Genomic DNA, 14,067 nt, shown 5'->3' on the forward strand with positions numbered 1-14,067 from the left:
CCGACGCACTCATCGCCCTCGCAATGCTCAACCTCGGCGGACACCGCCCCGCACTCCCCGGCCGAGCACCCCCCAGCCCACCATGACCCACGGATAAGTCACAAGAGCCGCAATGTTGCAACACCGCATGCAACATCGCGCCGACTCGGCACTCAGGCGGACGGGTCGAGCCACCACGGGCTGGTGTAGGCGATGCCGAGGTCGTTGCCCGGGTGACCGGCCGGTCCAGGGGTGGCGTTGCGCTGGCTCGGGTCGGCGACGCGCAGGAGGAGCCAGTCGCCGTCGGCCAGGTCCACGGGCACCTTCAGCTCGACCACGGGCCCGACACGGAACGGTACGACGTCCACGACGGTGGGCACGTCGGTCCCCGGTCGCAGCACCTGGACGTCGAGGCGACGACCGACCCAGGACTCGTCGCGCGCCAGGTCGAGCCGCACCTTCACGACGCCGTTGCGCAGCGGCAGCACGCCGCCCATGCGGACCGGGCGACCACCGCGCGGCTGGGCCGTCGCGTCGATCCGCAGGCCCGACGTACGCGTGGCGAAGAAGCGGCGGGCCCGCATCGCGCGCTTCACACCGCGGCGGCTGTGCTCCTGGACCCAGAGACCGGTGCGGCCCTTGCCCTCGGGCTCGCCCCAGTCGGTGCCGTGCTCGTCGGTGACGCCGGCGATGCCCGTGCGCCACCCGGCGTTCAGGCAGGCGACCAGGGGCGAGGACCGATCGTCGGCGAAGCCCTCGAAGAGGTAGTCGTCCTCGCGGTTGAACATCTCGAGTGACACGACCCGGTCGCGCACCCGGCGGTCGAAGGTGAACTCCTGGAAACGGAGCGGCTCGCGGCCCGGGTGGTTGAAGCCGGCCAGGCCGCCGGCGCCACCGTCGAGCACCAGGCCGGGCTCACGCCGCAGCCAGTCGAGCAACGGCTGCATGACGCCCGCCTGGAGGACGTCGACGTAGTGCTCGGTGAACCACACGTTGACGTGCCCGATGAGCGGCTCGGACCACTCGAAGCCGCGGATCGCGGTGAAGCGGCCGTCGTCGTCCGCCCGGTCGGCGAAGCGCTGGGTGTGCGCCCAGTCCTCGGGGGTGATGCCGGCGACCTGCTTGTACTCCGGGGGCAGCAGCCCGCTCAGCACGTCGCCGAGGACGTTGTCGGAGAGCGTGGCATGGTCGGTGAGCGCGGCCACGTCGAGGCCAGCGTTGCGCATCGACGCGAAGGCCAGCGCCGGGTCGCCGTCCCCGTCGGACACCAAGGTGTGGTTGTGCAGGTCGGCGTGCACGAGGCGGGTGCCGGTGGAGATGCGCGAGCGGCGAGCGGCGCCGACGGTCGGGGTGGTGGATGCAGACGCGATCGCGCCGGTGTGGGGGAGCAGGCTCCCGGCCATGAGCAGCCCCGCGCCCGCGGTCAGAGCGCGACGGCCGAGCGCTGTCGGAGGCAGGGCCCCGGGCGTGGGGCGCGGCGTCGCTGGACGGTGGTGGTCAGGAGCCCCGTGGTTCTCGCACATGCCAGGTCCAACGAGGGGTCGACGCCGAGGCTAGGGACGCAGGGATGAACGGTCGGTGACGAGCCGACGCGAGAGCGGTCAGCGCAGGACCAGGTAGGCCGAGATGACCCCGGGGAGCACGCCCAGCAGCAACCACGGCGAGACCAGTGACTTGCGGTGGATGGCCAGACCGGCGGCCACGCCGATCACGCCGAAGGCGCCGGCCAGCACGCTCAGTCCGATGCCTGCGGACCGGGCGTCCTCGTCGACGTACTGAGCGAAGATCGCGAGCCCGGCCGCGAGGTGGCCGATTGTCGTCACGACGAGGACCGACATCACCCACGTCTGCACCCACTGGACCCGGGCGGCCGCCCCCGGGTCAGGGGCCCTGCGTGGAGCGTCGGGGTCCATCAGGTGCTTGGCACGACGGACGGGCTGCTCCTGGGTCATGCTTCGAACGTACGCCCCGGCGGTGCTGCTCGTGGCGGCGGGAGGGCGGCCAGTAGGTTGGAGTCATGATCGCGCTGCCGAGCCACGGGTTCGTGGTGCTGTCGATGCCCAAGTGCGCGTCGACCTCCATCGTCAACGCCCTCAGCGGCAAGGCCGACGTCGTGCTGCGCGGGCACCCCCGGCTCAAGCACATGAACTGTCGCCAGTTCCACACGCGGATGGTGCCGATCCTGCGCAACGCGGGCTACCAGCGCAAGGACTACGAGGTGGTCTCGCTCTTCCGGGAGCCGGTCGAGTGGCTCGAGTCGTGGTGGCGCTACCGCTCGCGTCCCGCTGTGGTGACGGAGAACCCCGACAAGTACACCGGCGAGATGAGCTTCGAGCACTTCGCCGAGCGCTACATCGCCGGCGACCAGACCATCACCGGCAAGGTCGGGCGCCCTGCCCGTTTCGTGGCGCTGAGCAACGACCTCGACCTCGGCGTCGACCGGATCTTCGCGCTCGACCGGCCCGAGGCCTGGCAGACCTGGATCGTGGACAAGATGGACGGCACCGTCAAGATCGGCACCGCCAACGTCTCCACGGAGCGCCGCGAGCCGGACCTCACCGCCGACACCCGCGCGTCGCTCGTCGACTTCTTCGCGCCCGAGTACGACATCTGGGCGCGGTTGCAGGACACCGGTTCGTGGGCGCCGGAGAAGGGTTACGTGCCCGGGTCCTGAGGTCCGGTCACCCTGGCCACGACCTCAGACGAGGTACGACGACCCGCGGCGCAGCTCCTCGACGGCGCGCAGGACGATCCGGTCGATCAGCTCCTCGCACGTGGGGAGGTCGTCGATCACGCCCACGACCTGGCCGGAGGCGAGCACACCCGCCCCGGTGTCCCCGTCGACGAGACCGGCCTTGAGCATCACCGGCGTGTTGGCGGCGAGCGTCATCTGGGCCAGGGTGCGGCCCTGGGTCTTCTTCATCGCCCGGCCGTCCTTGGCCAGCTCGAGCCACGACATCCCGCTGGTCTGCTTGAACTCCAGGGTGCGCTTGAGCGTGGGACCCAGCCGCTTCACTGCGCTGGTCTCCTCGAGCTCGCTGACCAGGTCGGTGCGCAGCATCCGGTGGGGCATGCCGTCGACCTTGGCGGTCACGACGGTGCCGTTGAGGTCGTAGCCCAGGTAGAGCTCCTTGACCGCCTGGGGGACTGCGCTGTCCTGGGTGAGCAGGAAGCGCGTGCCCATGCCGACGCCGGCGGCGCCGTAGGAGAGGGCGGCCGCGAGGCCGCGGCCGTCGAAGAAGCCGCCGGCGGCGACGACAGGGATGTCGCTCCCCGCACTCCTCAGGGCGTCCAGCACCGTCGGGAGCAGCAGGGTGGTCGGGACCGAGCCGGTGTGGCCGCCGCCCTCGCCGCCCTGGATCATCACGGCGTCGGCGCCCCACGCTGCAACCTTCTCGGCGTGGCGCGCAGCCCCGACCGAGGGCATCACGACCAGGCCGTGGTCCTTGAGCTTGGCGATCAGGTCCTGCTTGGGTGCGAGGGCGAAGCTGGCCACGCGCACGCCGTGCTTGATCAGCAGGTCGCACCGCTCGCCTGCGTCTCCCGCGTCGGCGCGCAGGTTGACGCCGAAGGGCTGGTCGGTGCGGGCCTTGACCTCGAGGATCGCCTTCTCGAGCTCCTCGTAGGTCATCGTCGCCGAGGCCAGGATGCCGAGCCCGCCGGCGTTGGCCGTGCCGCTCACGAGTCGGGGGCCGGAGACCCAGCCCATGCCGGTCTGCACGACGGGGTGGCGGACGCCGACCAGCTCGGTCAGTGGCGTCCTGAGCTGCTGCTCGATCACGGGGTCTCCTTCGACGTGGGCTCCGGGACCTCACGGTGGCGCAGCGCCCTGGGGTCGAGCACCTCGCGGATGATGATCAGCTCCTCCGTCGTGGGCAGCCGCGTCTCCGGCACGTCGTCAGGGACGTGGAGGTCGAAGCCGGTCGCCTCGCGCACCTCGTCGACGCTGACGCCCGGGTGCACGCTGAGCAGCCGCACGGTGTCGTCGGTCCCCTTGACGTCGAAGACGCCGAGGTTGCTGACGATGCGGTGGATGTCGTGGTAGCGCGCGGCCGCAGGACCGGCCGCCTTGGCGCGGGCCGGACCCACGCCCGAGACGATGTCGACGCTCTCGACGAAGACCCGGGGGGAGTGCTTGGGCACCCAGTAGGACGTCCGGTTGTTGACGGTGTTGCCAGGCGCCCCGCGGGAGCCGAGCAGCTGCCGGGTGGGTCGGGCGAAGTCCCCGATGGCGGAGATGTTCTGGTTGCCGTGGCGGTCGACCTGGGTCGCGCCCATCATCACGTGGCGCTTGCCGTAGGCCACCACGTCGAAGACCTTGCGGAACGGGATCCAGCCCTCGACCACGTCGCCCTTCGCGAAGAGGGGCGGGACGTCGGCCAGGAAGAGCGACTCGCCGTCGGAGATCACGAGGTCGGGGTTGCTGGTCAGCTTGGCCAGACGCACGCCGAGCATCGGCAGCATGCCCATCGGGCTGGCGAAGATCTCGCCGTCGTCCTTGAACGCGTCGGCGATCGCCGCGGCGCAGACGTCCGCTCGCGTCGCCCCTTCAGCTGCAGAGCTCATGCCTGCTCCTCCTGGAACTGCTGGACGGCTGCCTGGTAGGCCGCTTCGTCGCCGGACAGGAAGCGCTCCTCGAACGCCGCCCACGCCTCGTCGTCCGCAGCCGCGGCGGCATAGGCCTTCTGGAACTTCTCGTCACGTTCGTAGTCGGGTGTGCACGTCGTGAAGTGCGCACCGTGGGGGGTCTCGACCACGCCGGTGACCATCATCCGGCTCAGCAGCAGGCGCTGGACCGGGGTGTCGACGGTCAGGCCCGCGGTGTCCACGACCTGCTCGACGCTGACGAAGGCCCGGTCGGCCGCCATGCAGAAGAGGTCGTCGAAGTAGGGGTCGGGGCCGAGGTACGTCGCATTGCCGTGCTTGTCCGCACGGTTGAGGTGGACCAGGGCGACGTCGAGACGGAGAGCCGGGACGGCGACGAGCTCTTCGCGCTGACCGTCGGGATCGTCGTACGGGCTGGTGACGGTGGTGATCCACGGATTGTTGACGAGCACGTCCGAGCCGAGGCCCGCGCGCATCGGCAGGAAGGGCAGTCGCTGGGCGGCGGCGCGCAGCCCGGTCTGGAACATGCCCTCGTCGAGCTCGACGACCTCGGGGATCGTGCCTGCCTGACGGGCCCTCTGGAAGTGGGGCTCCAGCGGCACCGAGTCGAGGGAGACGAACGCGTAGACCAGCCGGCGGACCTTGCCGGCCCGCAGGAGCAGGCCGACGTCGGCGCCGCCCCAGCTGACGATGGTCAGGTCCGTCAGCTCCGAGCGCAGGATCGCGCGGACCAGCGCCATCGGCTTGCGCCGCGGGCCCCAGCCGCCGATGCCGATGGTCATGCCGTCCCTGAGCTCACCGACGACCTCGTCGATGCTCATCCGCTTGTCGCGGGGTCCCTTGCTCACGCGTCCTCCGTCGATCGGGCCGACTCCGGTGATCGAGCCGACTCCGTTGATCGGGCCGACTCCGTTGATCGGGCCGGTCGAGAGCCCTTGTCCGTGCCTGCGAACTCGTTACGCAGCTCGTCGCTGACGCCCATGAGGTTGAGCTCCATCGTGAAGCCCTGCTCGAAGCGGTAGCTCTTGTTGACGTCGATCGGATCGATCCCGTTGAGGGCCTCCTTGGCCGCGCGGATGACCCGGGTGTCCTTGGCGGTGATCTCGCCCGCGACCTTCAGCGCGGCATCGTCGAGCTGGTCACGGGGGACCACCTCGAGGACCGAGCCGTGCTGGACCAGCTCACGGGCAGTGATCGTGCGTGCCGTGAAGTAGAGGGTGCGCATCAGGTGCTGGGGGACCAGGCGGGCCATGTGGGTGGCCGCGCCCAGCGCGCCCTGGTTGACCTCGGGGACACCGAAGAACGCGTCGTCACTGGCGATCACGCAGTCGGCGTTGCCGACCAGGCCGACACCGCCGCCGAGGCAGAAGCCGTTGACGGCCGCGATGACGGGGACCGAGCACTCATAGACCGCCTTGAACGCGGCGAAGCAGCCCTTGTTGGCGCCGATGAGGGCCTCGAACCCCGTCGTGCTCTGCATCTCCTTGATGTCGACCCCGGCGTTGAAGCCGCGGCCTTCGGCGCGCAGGACCACTACGTGCGTGGCCATGTCCCTGCTCGCCTCGTCCATCGCGGCAGCGACGTCGAACCAGCCCTGCACGGTCAGGGCGTTGACCGGGGGGTGGCTCATCGTGACGACGCGGATCCCGTCGTCTCGGAGCTCGGAGGTGATGGCCATCGTGCCTCTTCCGTGGGTGGTGCCTAACAAACCTAACGCTTGCTTGGTATCCTACCAGCATGGCGCTCTCGATGGACCTCTCCGCACGGGTCGTGCTCGTGACCGGTGGCACGCAGGGGATCGGGCTCGGCATCACCCGCGCGTTCCTCGAGGCGGGGGCGACGGTCGTGACGTGCAGCCGCTCGGCGGTGACTCCCGTGCCGGGGTCCACGCACCGCGTGTGCGACGTCCGGGACCCGGTGGCCGTGGAGGCACTCGTGGCCGGCGTCGTCGCCGACCACGGACGGCTCGACGTGCTGGTCAACAACGCTGGGGGTGCGCCCTATGCGTTGGCGGCCGATGCCTCGTCCCGCTTCCACGACAAGGTCGTGGGCCTCAACCTGCTCGGCCCGCTCGCGTGCGCCCAGGCGGCCAACGCGGTGATGCAGCAGCAGGAGACCGGCGGCTCGATCGTCAACATCTCCTCGATCTCGGCCACGCGTCCCTCGCCGGGCACGGCGGCGTACGGCGCCGCGAAGGCCGGTGTCGACTCCTTGACCACGTCGCTGGCGATCGAGTGGGCACCGCGGGTGCGGATGAACTCCATCGACGTGGGGCTGTGCCGCACGGAGAACACCGACGACCACTACGGCGGGGACGCCGGGGTGGCCGCCATCGAGGCCACCATCCCGCTCGGGCGGATGGCCCGGCCCGAGGAGGTCGGCCACGTGGCGGTCTTCCTGGCCAGTGACCTGGCCTCCTACGTCTCCGGCGCGCGCGTCGCGTGCCACGGCGGGGGCGAGCCCCCGATCTTCCTGTCCGCAGCAACCCCAGCAGCAACCCCAGCAGCAACCAAGGAGTCCTGAGTGAGCACCCTTCTCGAAGGCCGCGTCGCGATCGTCACCGGAGCCGGACGGGGGATCGGCCGCGCCCACGCGCTCGAGCTGGCTCGGCACGGGGCGGTCGTGGTCGTCAACGACTACGGCGTCTCGTTGGCCGGTGAGGGCACCGGTGACTCGCCGGCACATGAGGTGGTCGCCGAGATCGAAGCGATGGGCGGCCGGGCGGTCGCGAACGGCGCCGACGTCGCCGACTTCGAGCAGGCCGCAGCAATGGTGCAGCTGGCGATCTCGAGCTTCGGCGGCCTCGACGTCCTGGTCAACAATGCCGGTTTCGTGCGCGACCGGATGCTCGTCAACACCTCCGAGGAGGAGTGGGATGCAGTGATCCGGGTGCACCTGAAGGGTCACTTCGCGCCGTTGCGCCACGCCGGTGCCTACTGGCGGGCAGAGGCCAAGGAGGGGCGCCAGCGTGCCGCGCGCGTCATCAACACCTCGTCCGGAGCCGGGCTCCAAGGCTCGGTCGGCCAGGCGACGTACTCCGCCGCCAAGGCCGGCATTGCGGGTCTCACGTTGGTCGCGGCGCAGGAGATGGGCCGCTACGGCGTCACCGTCAACGCGATCGCTCCCGTGGCGCGCACCCGGATGACCGAGGGTGCCTTCGACACCTCCGCCATGGCCGTGCCCGAGGACAACTCGCCCATCGTCGCCTGGCTCGCCTCGGTGGAGTCAGCCGACGTCACGGGTCGGATGATCGAGATCGACGGCAGCAAGGTCACCGTCGAGAACGGCTGGGCGCACGGCCCCTCCCGCGACCTCGGCACCCGCTGGGAGGCCGCCGCAGTCGGGCCCGCCCTACGTGACCTGCTTGCTGCTGCTCCGGCGCCGGAGGCCGTCTACGGGGCCTGAGGGGCAGGCGTCCCGGGTGCATGAGTACCCGGATGTCCGGGGACCCTGTCACTTGAGGGGTGTTGCAACACCCCTCAAGTGACAGACTCGCGCGCCCAGTCCCTCCGCGCGCCTGGTGAACGCAGTCTCAGACCGACATCAGTCGTGGCCTAGGACTTAGGAGGGCCCAGGAGCGGTTCCTAGCGTCGAGGCCAAGACCTCGCGGTGGCTCGGCTCAACCTCGTTCGTCCTCGTCTGCCTGCTGGTCTCCGTGATACAGATCCGGGTCTGGACGGGCTCCGAGCACTGGTGGGCCCCTCGTGCGGCCAGGACGAGCTGGTCCTCGGGCTGACGTCGTCGGCGGCCCACCGCGCCGAAGTCGAGTTCCTCGACGACGTCTGGGACGACCGGTGAGGAGCAGGACACCGCAACGTCGTCCTGGCGACGTCGGGGCGTCGGTCGCCGGATGGCTGACGGACAGGTCTGGTCCCTAACGTCGAGGAACGACAGGGCCGCACAGCGGCCGGTGCTTCGTCGTCCCAGGAGATCCATGTCGCCCCGACCCGGTTGGCGCTTCCTCCTCGCGACCGTCTCGTGCGCGGTCGTCCTCATCGGCAACGCCGTCGTTCCTGCGCCGGCAGCTGCCCCCGCAGCCGCGCCCACCAGGTCGGTGGGGACGGTGCACGCCCCGCCGAGCGCCTCGTCGAGCGCCTCGCCGAGCGCCCCGCCGAGCATGCCGGCCTTGCGCACCCGCGCGGTGCTCGACCGCCCGGGGGAGCAGCGGGTCCGCTCGCTGCTGACCTCCCACCTGCGGCAGGCGCCACCGGGTGCAGTGGTGCGGGGGGTGGTGTGGACCTACAGCAGCACGGTCATGACCCAGGCGCTGCTCGATGCCGCCCGGCGAGGCGTCCGGGTGCGGGTCCTCGTCGGCGGCATCTCGTGCGCCGAGCCGACGTTCCGCGCCCTCGCGGCCGGGCTCCCGGCGAAGTCCTGGGCGCGCTGCGTGCGCGGCTCGGCCCGCAGTGGCGACTCGTTCGACGGCCAGGAGTCCAACCTCCACCAGAAGTCGTGGACCTTCTCCGGGGTGGGGGGCGAGCGCTGGGTGAGCGTGGTGACGACGGCCAACGCCACCGACGTCGCCGGGAGCGACCAGTACAACGACGTGCTCCAGCTCGTCGGTCACCGCCGGCTCTACCAGGCCCTGGGGCGGGTCTTCGAGCAGCAGGCACGGGACCGGCCGGTGCTGCGCCCCTACCGTCACGTCGAGCTCGGGGGCGGGGTCGCGGCGACGTTCATGCCCTGGACCTCACCGTCCCAGCACGACCCGGTCGTCGAGAGGATCCGCTCGCTGCCCGGTGCTGGCTCCACGATCCGGGTCGCCCAGTCCAACTGGCAGGACCCGCGCGGGCTCCGTATCGCCCGCGCCCTCGTCGATCGGCGTCGTGCGGGGGCGGACGTCGCCGCCGTGGTCAGCTCCCCCTTCGGCCCGCGGGTGGGCGCCGTGCTGCGGGAGGGCGGCGTACGCGTCGAGAGCGCGTGGTTCGGACCGCACCGCTACAGCCACCTGAAGTTCCTCGCTGTGGCGTACGACGGGGCGCACGGCCGCATGGAGCGGGTCTGGACCGGGTCGGAGAACTGGTGGTCACCCTCCCGGGGGCACGACGAGCTCGTGGTCCGTGTCGACGGCCGGTCGGCCTACGTGACGTATGCCGGGTTCTTCGACCAGCTGTGGCGGGAGGCCAGGGCGGCGCGCCTCAGATCCGCTCGATGACCGTGGCGGTGGCCATGGCGCCGCCGGCACACATGGAGATCAGCGCCGTCGACTGGTCGCGGCGCTCGAGCTCGTGGAGGGCGGTGGTGATCAGCCGGGTGCCCGTGGAGCCGACCGGGTGACCCAGGGCGATGGCGCCGCCGTTGACGTTGACCCTGTCGAGGTCGACGTGGTGCTGGCCGGCCCACGAGAGGACGACGGAGGCGAAGGCCTCGTTGACCTCGAAGAGGTCGAAGTCGGAGATGGCCATGCCGGTGCGATCGAGGATCCGCTGGGTCGCGTCGATGGGGCCGTCGAGGTGGTAGTAGGGATCGGAGCCGACCAAGCAGTGGTTGACGATCCGGGCGCGCGGGGTCAGGCCGAGGGAGCGGGCCTTGTCCTCGTCCATGATCAGGACGGCCGAGGCGCCGTCGGAGATCTGGGAGGACGTTCCGGCCGTGTGGAGCCCGTCGGGCAGGACCGACCGCAGCGCGGCAAGGCCCTCGAGCGTGGTGTCGCGCAGGCCCTGGTCGGTGTCGACGAGGCGGCTCTCGCCGGTCGGGGCGCCCTCGGCGTCGAGCACGGGAGCCTCGATCGCGGCGATCTCCCGCTTGAAGCGGCCCTCGTCGACCGCGATGCGAGCCTTCTGCTGGGAGGCCAGGCCGAAGGCCTCGAGGTCGGCGCGGGTGATGCCGCGGTTGCGGGCGATGCGGTCGGCCGCCTCGAACTGGTTGGGCATGTCGATCGACCAGTCGTCCGGACGCGGGTCGCCCATGCCCGGCGGGACGTTGGCTCCCAGCGGGATGCGTGACATCGACTCGATACCGCAGGCGATGCCGACGTCGATGGTGCCGGCGGAGATCATGTCGTGGACCAGGTGGGCCGACTGCTGACCCGAGCCGCACTGGGCGTCGACCGCTGTCGCCCCTGTGTGCTGCGGCAGCCCGGCGTGCAGCCAGGCCCGCCTGATCATGTCGTTGGACTGCTCGCCGGCCTGGGTGACGCAGCCGCCCACGACCTGCTCGACCAGCATCGGGTCGACCCCGGCCCGCTCGAGGACCTGGCGCTGCGCGAAGCCGAGCAGCGTGGCGGGGTGGATCCCGGCCAGCCAGCCCTTGCGCTTGCCCAGGGGAGTGCGGACGGCGTCGACGATCACAGGGGTACCCATACAAGCAAACTAGAACACGTTCTTGTTCAACGGCAAGGCGGGTGGTGGTCGTCGTCTCAGATCTGGGCACGAATCGTTGACGAAAGCCTTTCCGGATATACCGAGAGTATGTAGTCTCAGTGGGGTAGAACGTGTTCCAGAACCGAGAGGGCAACTGCTGTGACAACGACCGACGTCATCCCCGAGGGCTTCGACTTCACCGACCCGGACGTCAACTGGGCCGCCATCCCGCACGACGAGTTCCTGGCGCTGCGTCAGAAGGCGCCGGTCCACTGGATCGAGCAGCCCGAGACCTCGCGCCACGGCATGGAGGGGGGCACCGGCTACTGGGCCATCTCGAAGCACGCCGACGTGTCCGCGATCTCCAAGGACAGCAAGAACTTCGGCACCGCCGAGAACGGCGCGATCATCCGCTTCCAGGAGGGGATGCTGCGCGAGCAGGTCGAGATCCAGCGCGTCATGCTCATCAACCAGGACCCGCCGGAGCACACCTCCACCCGGCAGATCGTCTCCCGCGGCTTCACCCCGCGCGCCATCAACGCCCTCGAGGAGCTGATGGAGCAGCGCGCCGCCCAGATCGTCCAGGACGCCGTCGCCCGCGGCTCCGGCAACTTCGTCGAGGAGGTCGCCGCCGAGCTGCCCCTGCAGGCGATCGCCGACCTGCTCGGCGTGCCCCAGGAGGACCGCCGCAAGCTGTTCGACTGGTCCAACCAGATGCTCGCCAACGAGGACCCCGACTACGCCGGCGAGCCCGACGTCGCCGCGGCGGAGATCCTCGGCTACGCCATGGCCATGGCCGCGGACCGCAAGGCCAACCCGCGCGACGACATCGTCACCAAGCTCGTGCACGCCGACAAGGAGGGGCGCGGCCTCACCGACGACGAGTTCGGCTTCTTCGTCATCATCCTCACCGTCGCCGGCAACGAGACGACCCGCAACGCCATCACGCACGGCATGAACGCCTTCCTCGACAACCCGGACCAGTGGGAGCTGTGGAAGAAGGAGCGCCCCGAGACGATGATCGACGAGGTCATCCGCTGGGCCACGCCCGTCATCTCCTTCCAGCGCACCGCCCACCACGACGTGCAGGTCGGCGACGTGACCGTCAAGAAGGGCCAGCGGGTGGGGCTCTTCTACGCCAGCGCCAACTTCGACGACGACGTCTTCGAGGACCCGCACCGCTTCGACATCACCCGCGCGGACAACCCCCACGTCGCCTTCGGCGGCCACGGCGCGCACTACTGCATCGGCGCCAACCTGGCCCGCCAGGAAGTCCGGCTGATCTTCAACGCCCTCGCCGACCACGCACCCGACATCACCAAGCTCGAGGAGCCCAAGCGGCTGCGTCACGGGTGGATCAACGGCATCAAGGAGCTGCAGGTCAAGTACGCCTGATCCACTCCGCTCGTACGACGACGCCCCGGCCTGCGCGGTAGGGCGTCAGTCGCGCGCGGTAAGGACGAGCGGCCCGTCCTCGGTGATCGCGACCGTGTGCTCCATGTGGGCGCCGCGGGAGCCGTCGTTGCTCTTGATCGTCCAGCCGTCGGGGTCGATGTGGATCTCGTCGGTGGTGTGGAGGAACCACGGCTCGATCGCGATCACCAGGCCGGGCTTGAGCTTGAGGCCACGCCCCGCGCGGCCGTCGTTCGCGATGTGGGGGTCGCCGTGCATGGTGCGGCCGACCCCGTGGCCGCCGAACTGCAGGTTGACCAGGAGGCCGGCGGCACGGGCCACGTCGCCGATCGCGGCGGAGATGTCACCGAGCCGGTTGCCCGGGGCGGCGGCGGCGATGCCGGCGGCGAGCGCCTGGTCGGTGGTCTCGATCAGGTCGAGGTCCTCCTGGCGCGCCGTGCCGACGACCTTCGAGTAGGCGGAGTCAGCGACCCAGCCGTCGACGCTGCACGCGAAGTCGACCGAGAGCAGGTCGCCGTCGGCCAGGACGTAGTCGTGGGGGAGCCCGTGCAGCACCGCGTCGTTGACCGAGGTGCACAGCACCTTGCCGAAGGGCATGGCGCCGAACGAGGGGTGGTAGTCGATGTAGCAGGACTCGGCGCCCTGCTCGCGGATCATCTGGTGGGCGAGCGCGTCGAGCTTGAGCAGGTTGACACCGACGTCGGCCTTCTCGGCGAGCGCGGTGATGACCGAGGCGACGAAGCGTCCGGCGGGACGCATCTGCTCGATCTGGGTGGGGGTGCGGAACTCGATCACGCACCGAGCCTACGGACCTGCCTAGGATCACCGACATGCACCTGGCTCTCGGCACGATGTATTTCGGCACCCGCACCGACGAGCCCACCTCGTTCGCGCTCCTGGACCGGTTCGTGGCGGCCGGCGGGCGCCTCCTCGACACGGCTGACTGCTACGCCTTCTGGGAGTCCCCGACCGGCCACGGTGGCCAGAGCGAAGCCGTCCTCGGCCGCTGGCTGGCGGCCAACCCCGGGCTCCGCGACGAGCTCGTCATCGCGACCAAGGTCGGGGTCGAGCCCCTTGACGCGGGCGGCAGCGAGGGACTCTCGGCGCCGGTGATCGCCAGGGCGGCCGAGCAGAGCCGGGAGCGGCTGGGGGTCGACGTGATCGACCTCTTGTGGGCGCACGGTGAGGACCGGTCGGTCGACCTCGCCGAGACGGTCGCAGCCTTCGGGGCGCTGGTCGCCGCGGGCGCCGTACGACGCCTGGGGGTGTCCAACCACCCCACCTGGCGGGTGGAGCAGGCCCGACGGCTCGCCGCCGACCAGGGGGTCGAGCCGTTCACGGCGCTCCAGCTGACGACGTCGTACGTCGAGCCCCGGCCCTTCGCGTCCGTCCCCGGCAAGGACCATCGCTTCGGCTTCGTCTCGGAGGAGACGATCGACTACCTGCAGACCCACGCGGAGGTGGACCTGTGGGTCTACAGCCCGCTGGTCCAAGGCTCCTTCGACCGGGCCGACCGCCCGTTCCCGGAGGTGTACGACCACCCCGGCACCACCGTGCGGCTCGCGGCCCTGGGCAGCATCGCCGAGCAGAAGGGCGTCGCCGCCTCGCAGGTCGTGCTCGCGCAGCTGGCGACCTGGAGCGTGCCGATCATCGGCGTGAGCAGCATCGAGCAGCTCGACTCCGCGATGGCCGCCGCGGAGCTGCTGCTGGACGACGACGACCTCGCCGCGCTCGACGTCCGCCGCTGAGCCGAGGCGCCGCACGCTCG

Annotated in this window: 14 protein-coding genes; 6 read left to right on the forward strand and 8 right to left on the reverse strand. The window is 70.6% G+C overall.

What is annotated here, in order from left to right; genetic code table 11:
* Positions 1-152: 152 nt before the first annotated feature.
* Both BM204_RS12880 and BM204_RS12885 read right to left on the reverse strand, forming a co-directional pair.
* Positions 153-1,382, reverse strand: coding sequence for a CehA/McbA family metallohydrolase domain-containing protein (locus BM204_RS12880; protein ID WP_246166232.1), 1,230 nt, complete (start codon positions 1,380-1,382; stop codon positions 153-155).
* A 198-nt stretch (positions 1,383-1,580) separates the two neighbouring features.
* Entirely contained in the window at positions 1,581-1,931 is a 351-nt protein-coding gene (locus BM204_RS12885; RefSeq protein ID WP_091113982.1) for a hypothetical protein, read from the reverse strand.
* A gap of 65 nt (positions 1,932-1,996) precedes the next feature.
* Here BM204_RS12885 and BM204_RS12890 point away from each other — a divergent pair, with 65 nt between their 5' ends.
* Entirely contained in the window at positions 1,997-2,653 is a 657-nt protein-coding gene (locus tag BM204_RS12890) for a sulfotransferase family protein (RefSeq protein ID WP_091113985.1), read from the forward strand.
* A gap of 24 nt (positions 2,654-2,677) precedes the next feature.
* Here the strand turns inward: BM204_RS12890 and BM204_RS12895 are convergent, their stop codons facing one another.
* From BM204_RS12895 to BM204_RS12910, 4 genes are read right to left on the reverse strand one after another with little or no spacing between them, the layout of a single operon-like run.
* The gene (locus BM204_RS12895) at positions 2,678-3,760 is read right to left on the reverse strand and encodes an NAD(P)H-dependent flavin oxidoreductase (RefSeq protein ID WP_174813010.1); all 1,083 of its coding nucleotides are present in this window, start codon (positions 3,758-3,760) and stop codon (positions 2,678-2,680) included.
* Complete coding sequence (locus BM204_RS12900; protein WP_091113988.1) at positions 3,757-4,545, reverse strand: CoA-transferase subunit beta; 789 nt, start codon at positions 4,543-4,545, stop codon at positions 3,757-3,759. The genes BM204_RS12895 and BM204_RS12900 overlap by 4 nt, the downstream gene beginning before the upstream one ends.
* Positions 4,542-5,432: a CoA transferase subunit A gene (locus BM204_RS12905; RefSeq protein WP_218031210.1), complete on the reverse strand. Its 891-nt coding sequence runs from the start codon at positions 5,430-5,432 to the stop codon at positions 4,542-4,544. The genes BM204_RS12900 and BM204_RS12905 overlap by 4 nt, the downstream gene beginning before the upstream one ends.
* Positions 5,429-6,262: an enoyl-CoA hydratase family protein gene (locus BM204_RS12910; protein WP_091113990.1), complete on the reverse strand. Its 834-nt coding sequence runs from the start codon at positions 6,260-6,262 to the stop codon at positions 5,429-5,431. The genes BM204_RS12905 and BM204_RS12910 overlap by 4 nt, the downstream gene beginning before the upstream one ends.
* Before the next feature lie 59 nt (positions 6,263-6,321).
* Between BM204_RS12910 and BM204_RS12915 the strand changes: the two genes are divergently transcribed.
* The 3 genes from BM204_RS12915 (at position 6,322) to BM204_RS12930 (ending at position 9,739) form a co-directional block, all read left to right on the forward strand.
* On the forward strand, positions 6,322-7,107 hold the full coding sequence (locus BM204_RS12915; protein ID WP_091113992.1) for an SDR family oxidoreductase: 786 nt from the start codon (positions 6,322-6,324) through the stop codon (positions 7,105-7,107).
* A complete protein-coding gene (locus BM204_RS12920) occupies positions 7,108-7,989 on the forward strand; it encodes an SDR family oxidoreductase (protein ID WP_091113995.1) in 882 nt (293 codons plus the stop codon).
* A 529-nt stretch (positions 7,990-8,518) separates the two neighbouring features.
* Positions 8,519-9,739, forward strand: a complete 1,221-nt coding sequence (locus BM204_RS12930) for a phospholipase D-like domain-containing protein (RefSeq protein ID WP_143099765.1) — start codon at positions 8,519-8,521, stop codon at positions 9,737-9,739.
* Here BM204_RS12930 and BM204_RS12935 read toward each other — a convergent pair.
* Complete coding sequence (locus BM204_RS12935) at positions 9,723-10,886, reverse strand: steroid 3-ketoacyl-CoA thiolase (RefSeq protein WP_091114002.1); 1,164 nt, start codon at positions 10,884-10,886, stop codon at positions 9,723-9,725. The two genes, BM204_RS12930 and BM204_RS12935, sit on opposite strands and share 17 nt — an antisense overlap.
* Before the next feature lie 159 nt (positions 10,887-11,045).
* Here BM204_RS12935 and BM204_RS12940 point away from each other — a divergent pair, with 159 nt between their 5' ends.
* On the forward strand, positions 11,046-12,281 hold the full coding sequence (locus BM204_RS12940; RefSeq protein WP_091114004.1) for a cytochrome P450: 1,236 nt from the start codon (positions 11,046-11,048) through the stop codon (positions 12,279-12,281).
* A gap of 45 nt (positions 12,282-12,326) precedes the next feature.
* Here BM204_RS12940 and map read toward each other — a convergent pair whose 3' ends face one another.
* On the reverse strand, positions 12,327-13,094 hold the full coding sequence (map, locus tag BM204_RS12945; protein WP_091114006.1) for a type I methionyl aminopeptidase: 768 nt from the start codon (positions 13,092-13,094) through the stop codon (positions 12,327-12,329).
* A 35-nt stretch (positions 13,095-13,129) separates the two neighbouring features.
* On the opposite strand from map, the gene BM204_RS12950 reads away from it, so the two are divergent.
* Positions 13,130-14,047 carry an aldo/keto reductase gene (locus BM204_RS12950; protein ID WP_218031209.1) on the forward strand — a complete coding sequence of 306 codons (918 nt, stop codon included), beginning with the start codon at positions 13,130-13,132 and terminating at the stop codon, positions 14,045-14,047.
* Positions 14,048-14,067 lie beyond the last annotated feature (20 nt).

It is taken from the genome of Nocardioides psychrotolerans (genome assembly GCF_900113685.1).
Classification (GTDB): Bacteria; Actinomycetota; Actinomycetes; order Propionibacteriales; family Nocardioidaceae; genus Nocardioides; species Nocardioides psychrotolerans.

What these genes read in the sequence shown, in the direction of transcription:
- BM204_RS12900 (WP_091113988.1), bottom strand. Translation starts at nt 4,545, where the DNA reads ATGAGCTCTGCAGCTGAAGGGGCGACGCGAGCGGACGTCTGCGCCGCG.
- BM204_RS12910 (WP_091113990.1), bottom strand. Translation starts at nt 6,262, where the DNA reads ATGGCCATCACCTCCGAGCTCCGAGACGACGGGATCCGCGTCGTCACG.
- BM204_RS12915 (WP_091113992.1), top strand. Translation starts at nt 6,322, where the DNA reads ATGGCGCTCTCGATGGACCTCTCCGCACGGGTCGTGCTCGTGACCGGT.
- BM204_RS12890 (WP_091113985.1), top strand. Translation starts at nt 1,997, where the DNA reads ATGATCGCGCTGCCGAGCCACGGGTTCGTGGTGCTGTCGATGCCCAAG.
- BM204_RS12880 (WP_246166232.1), bottom strand. Translation starts at nt 1,382, where the DNA reads ATGGCCGGGAGCCTGCTCCCCCACACCGGCGCGATCGCGTCTGCATCC.
- BM204_RS12950 (WP_218031209.1), top strand. Translation starts at nt 13,130, where the DNA reads ATGCACCTGGCTCTCGGCACGATGTATTTCGGCACCCGCACCGACGAG.
- BM204_RS12885 (WP_091113982.1), bottom strand. Translation starts at nt 1,931, where the DNA reads ATGACCCAGGAGCAGCCCGTCCGTCGTGCCAAGCACCTGATGGACCCC.
- BM204_RS12930 (WP_143099765.1), top strand. Translation starts at nt 8,519, where the DNA reads ATGTCGCCCCGACCCGGTTGGCGCTTCCTCCTCGCGACCGTCTCGTGC.
- BM204_RS12935 (WP_091114002.1), bottom strand. Translation starts at nt 10,886, where the DNA reads ATGGGTACCCCTGTGATCGTCGACGCCGTCCGCACTCCCCTGGGCAAG.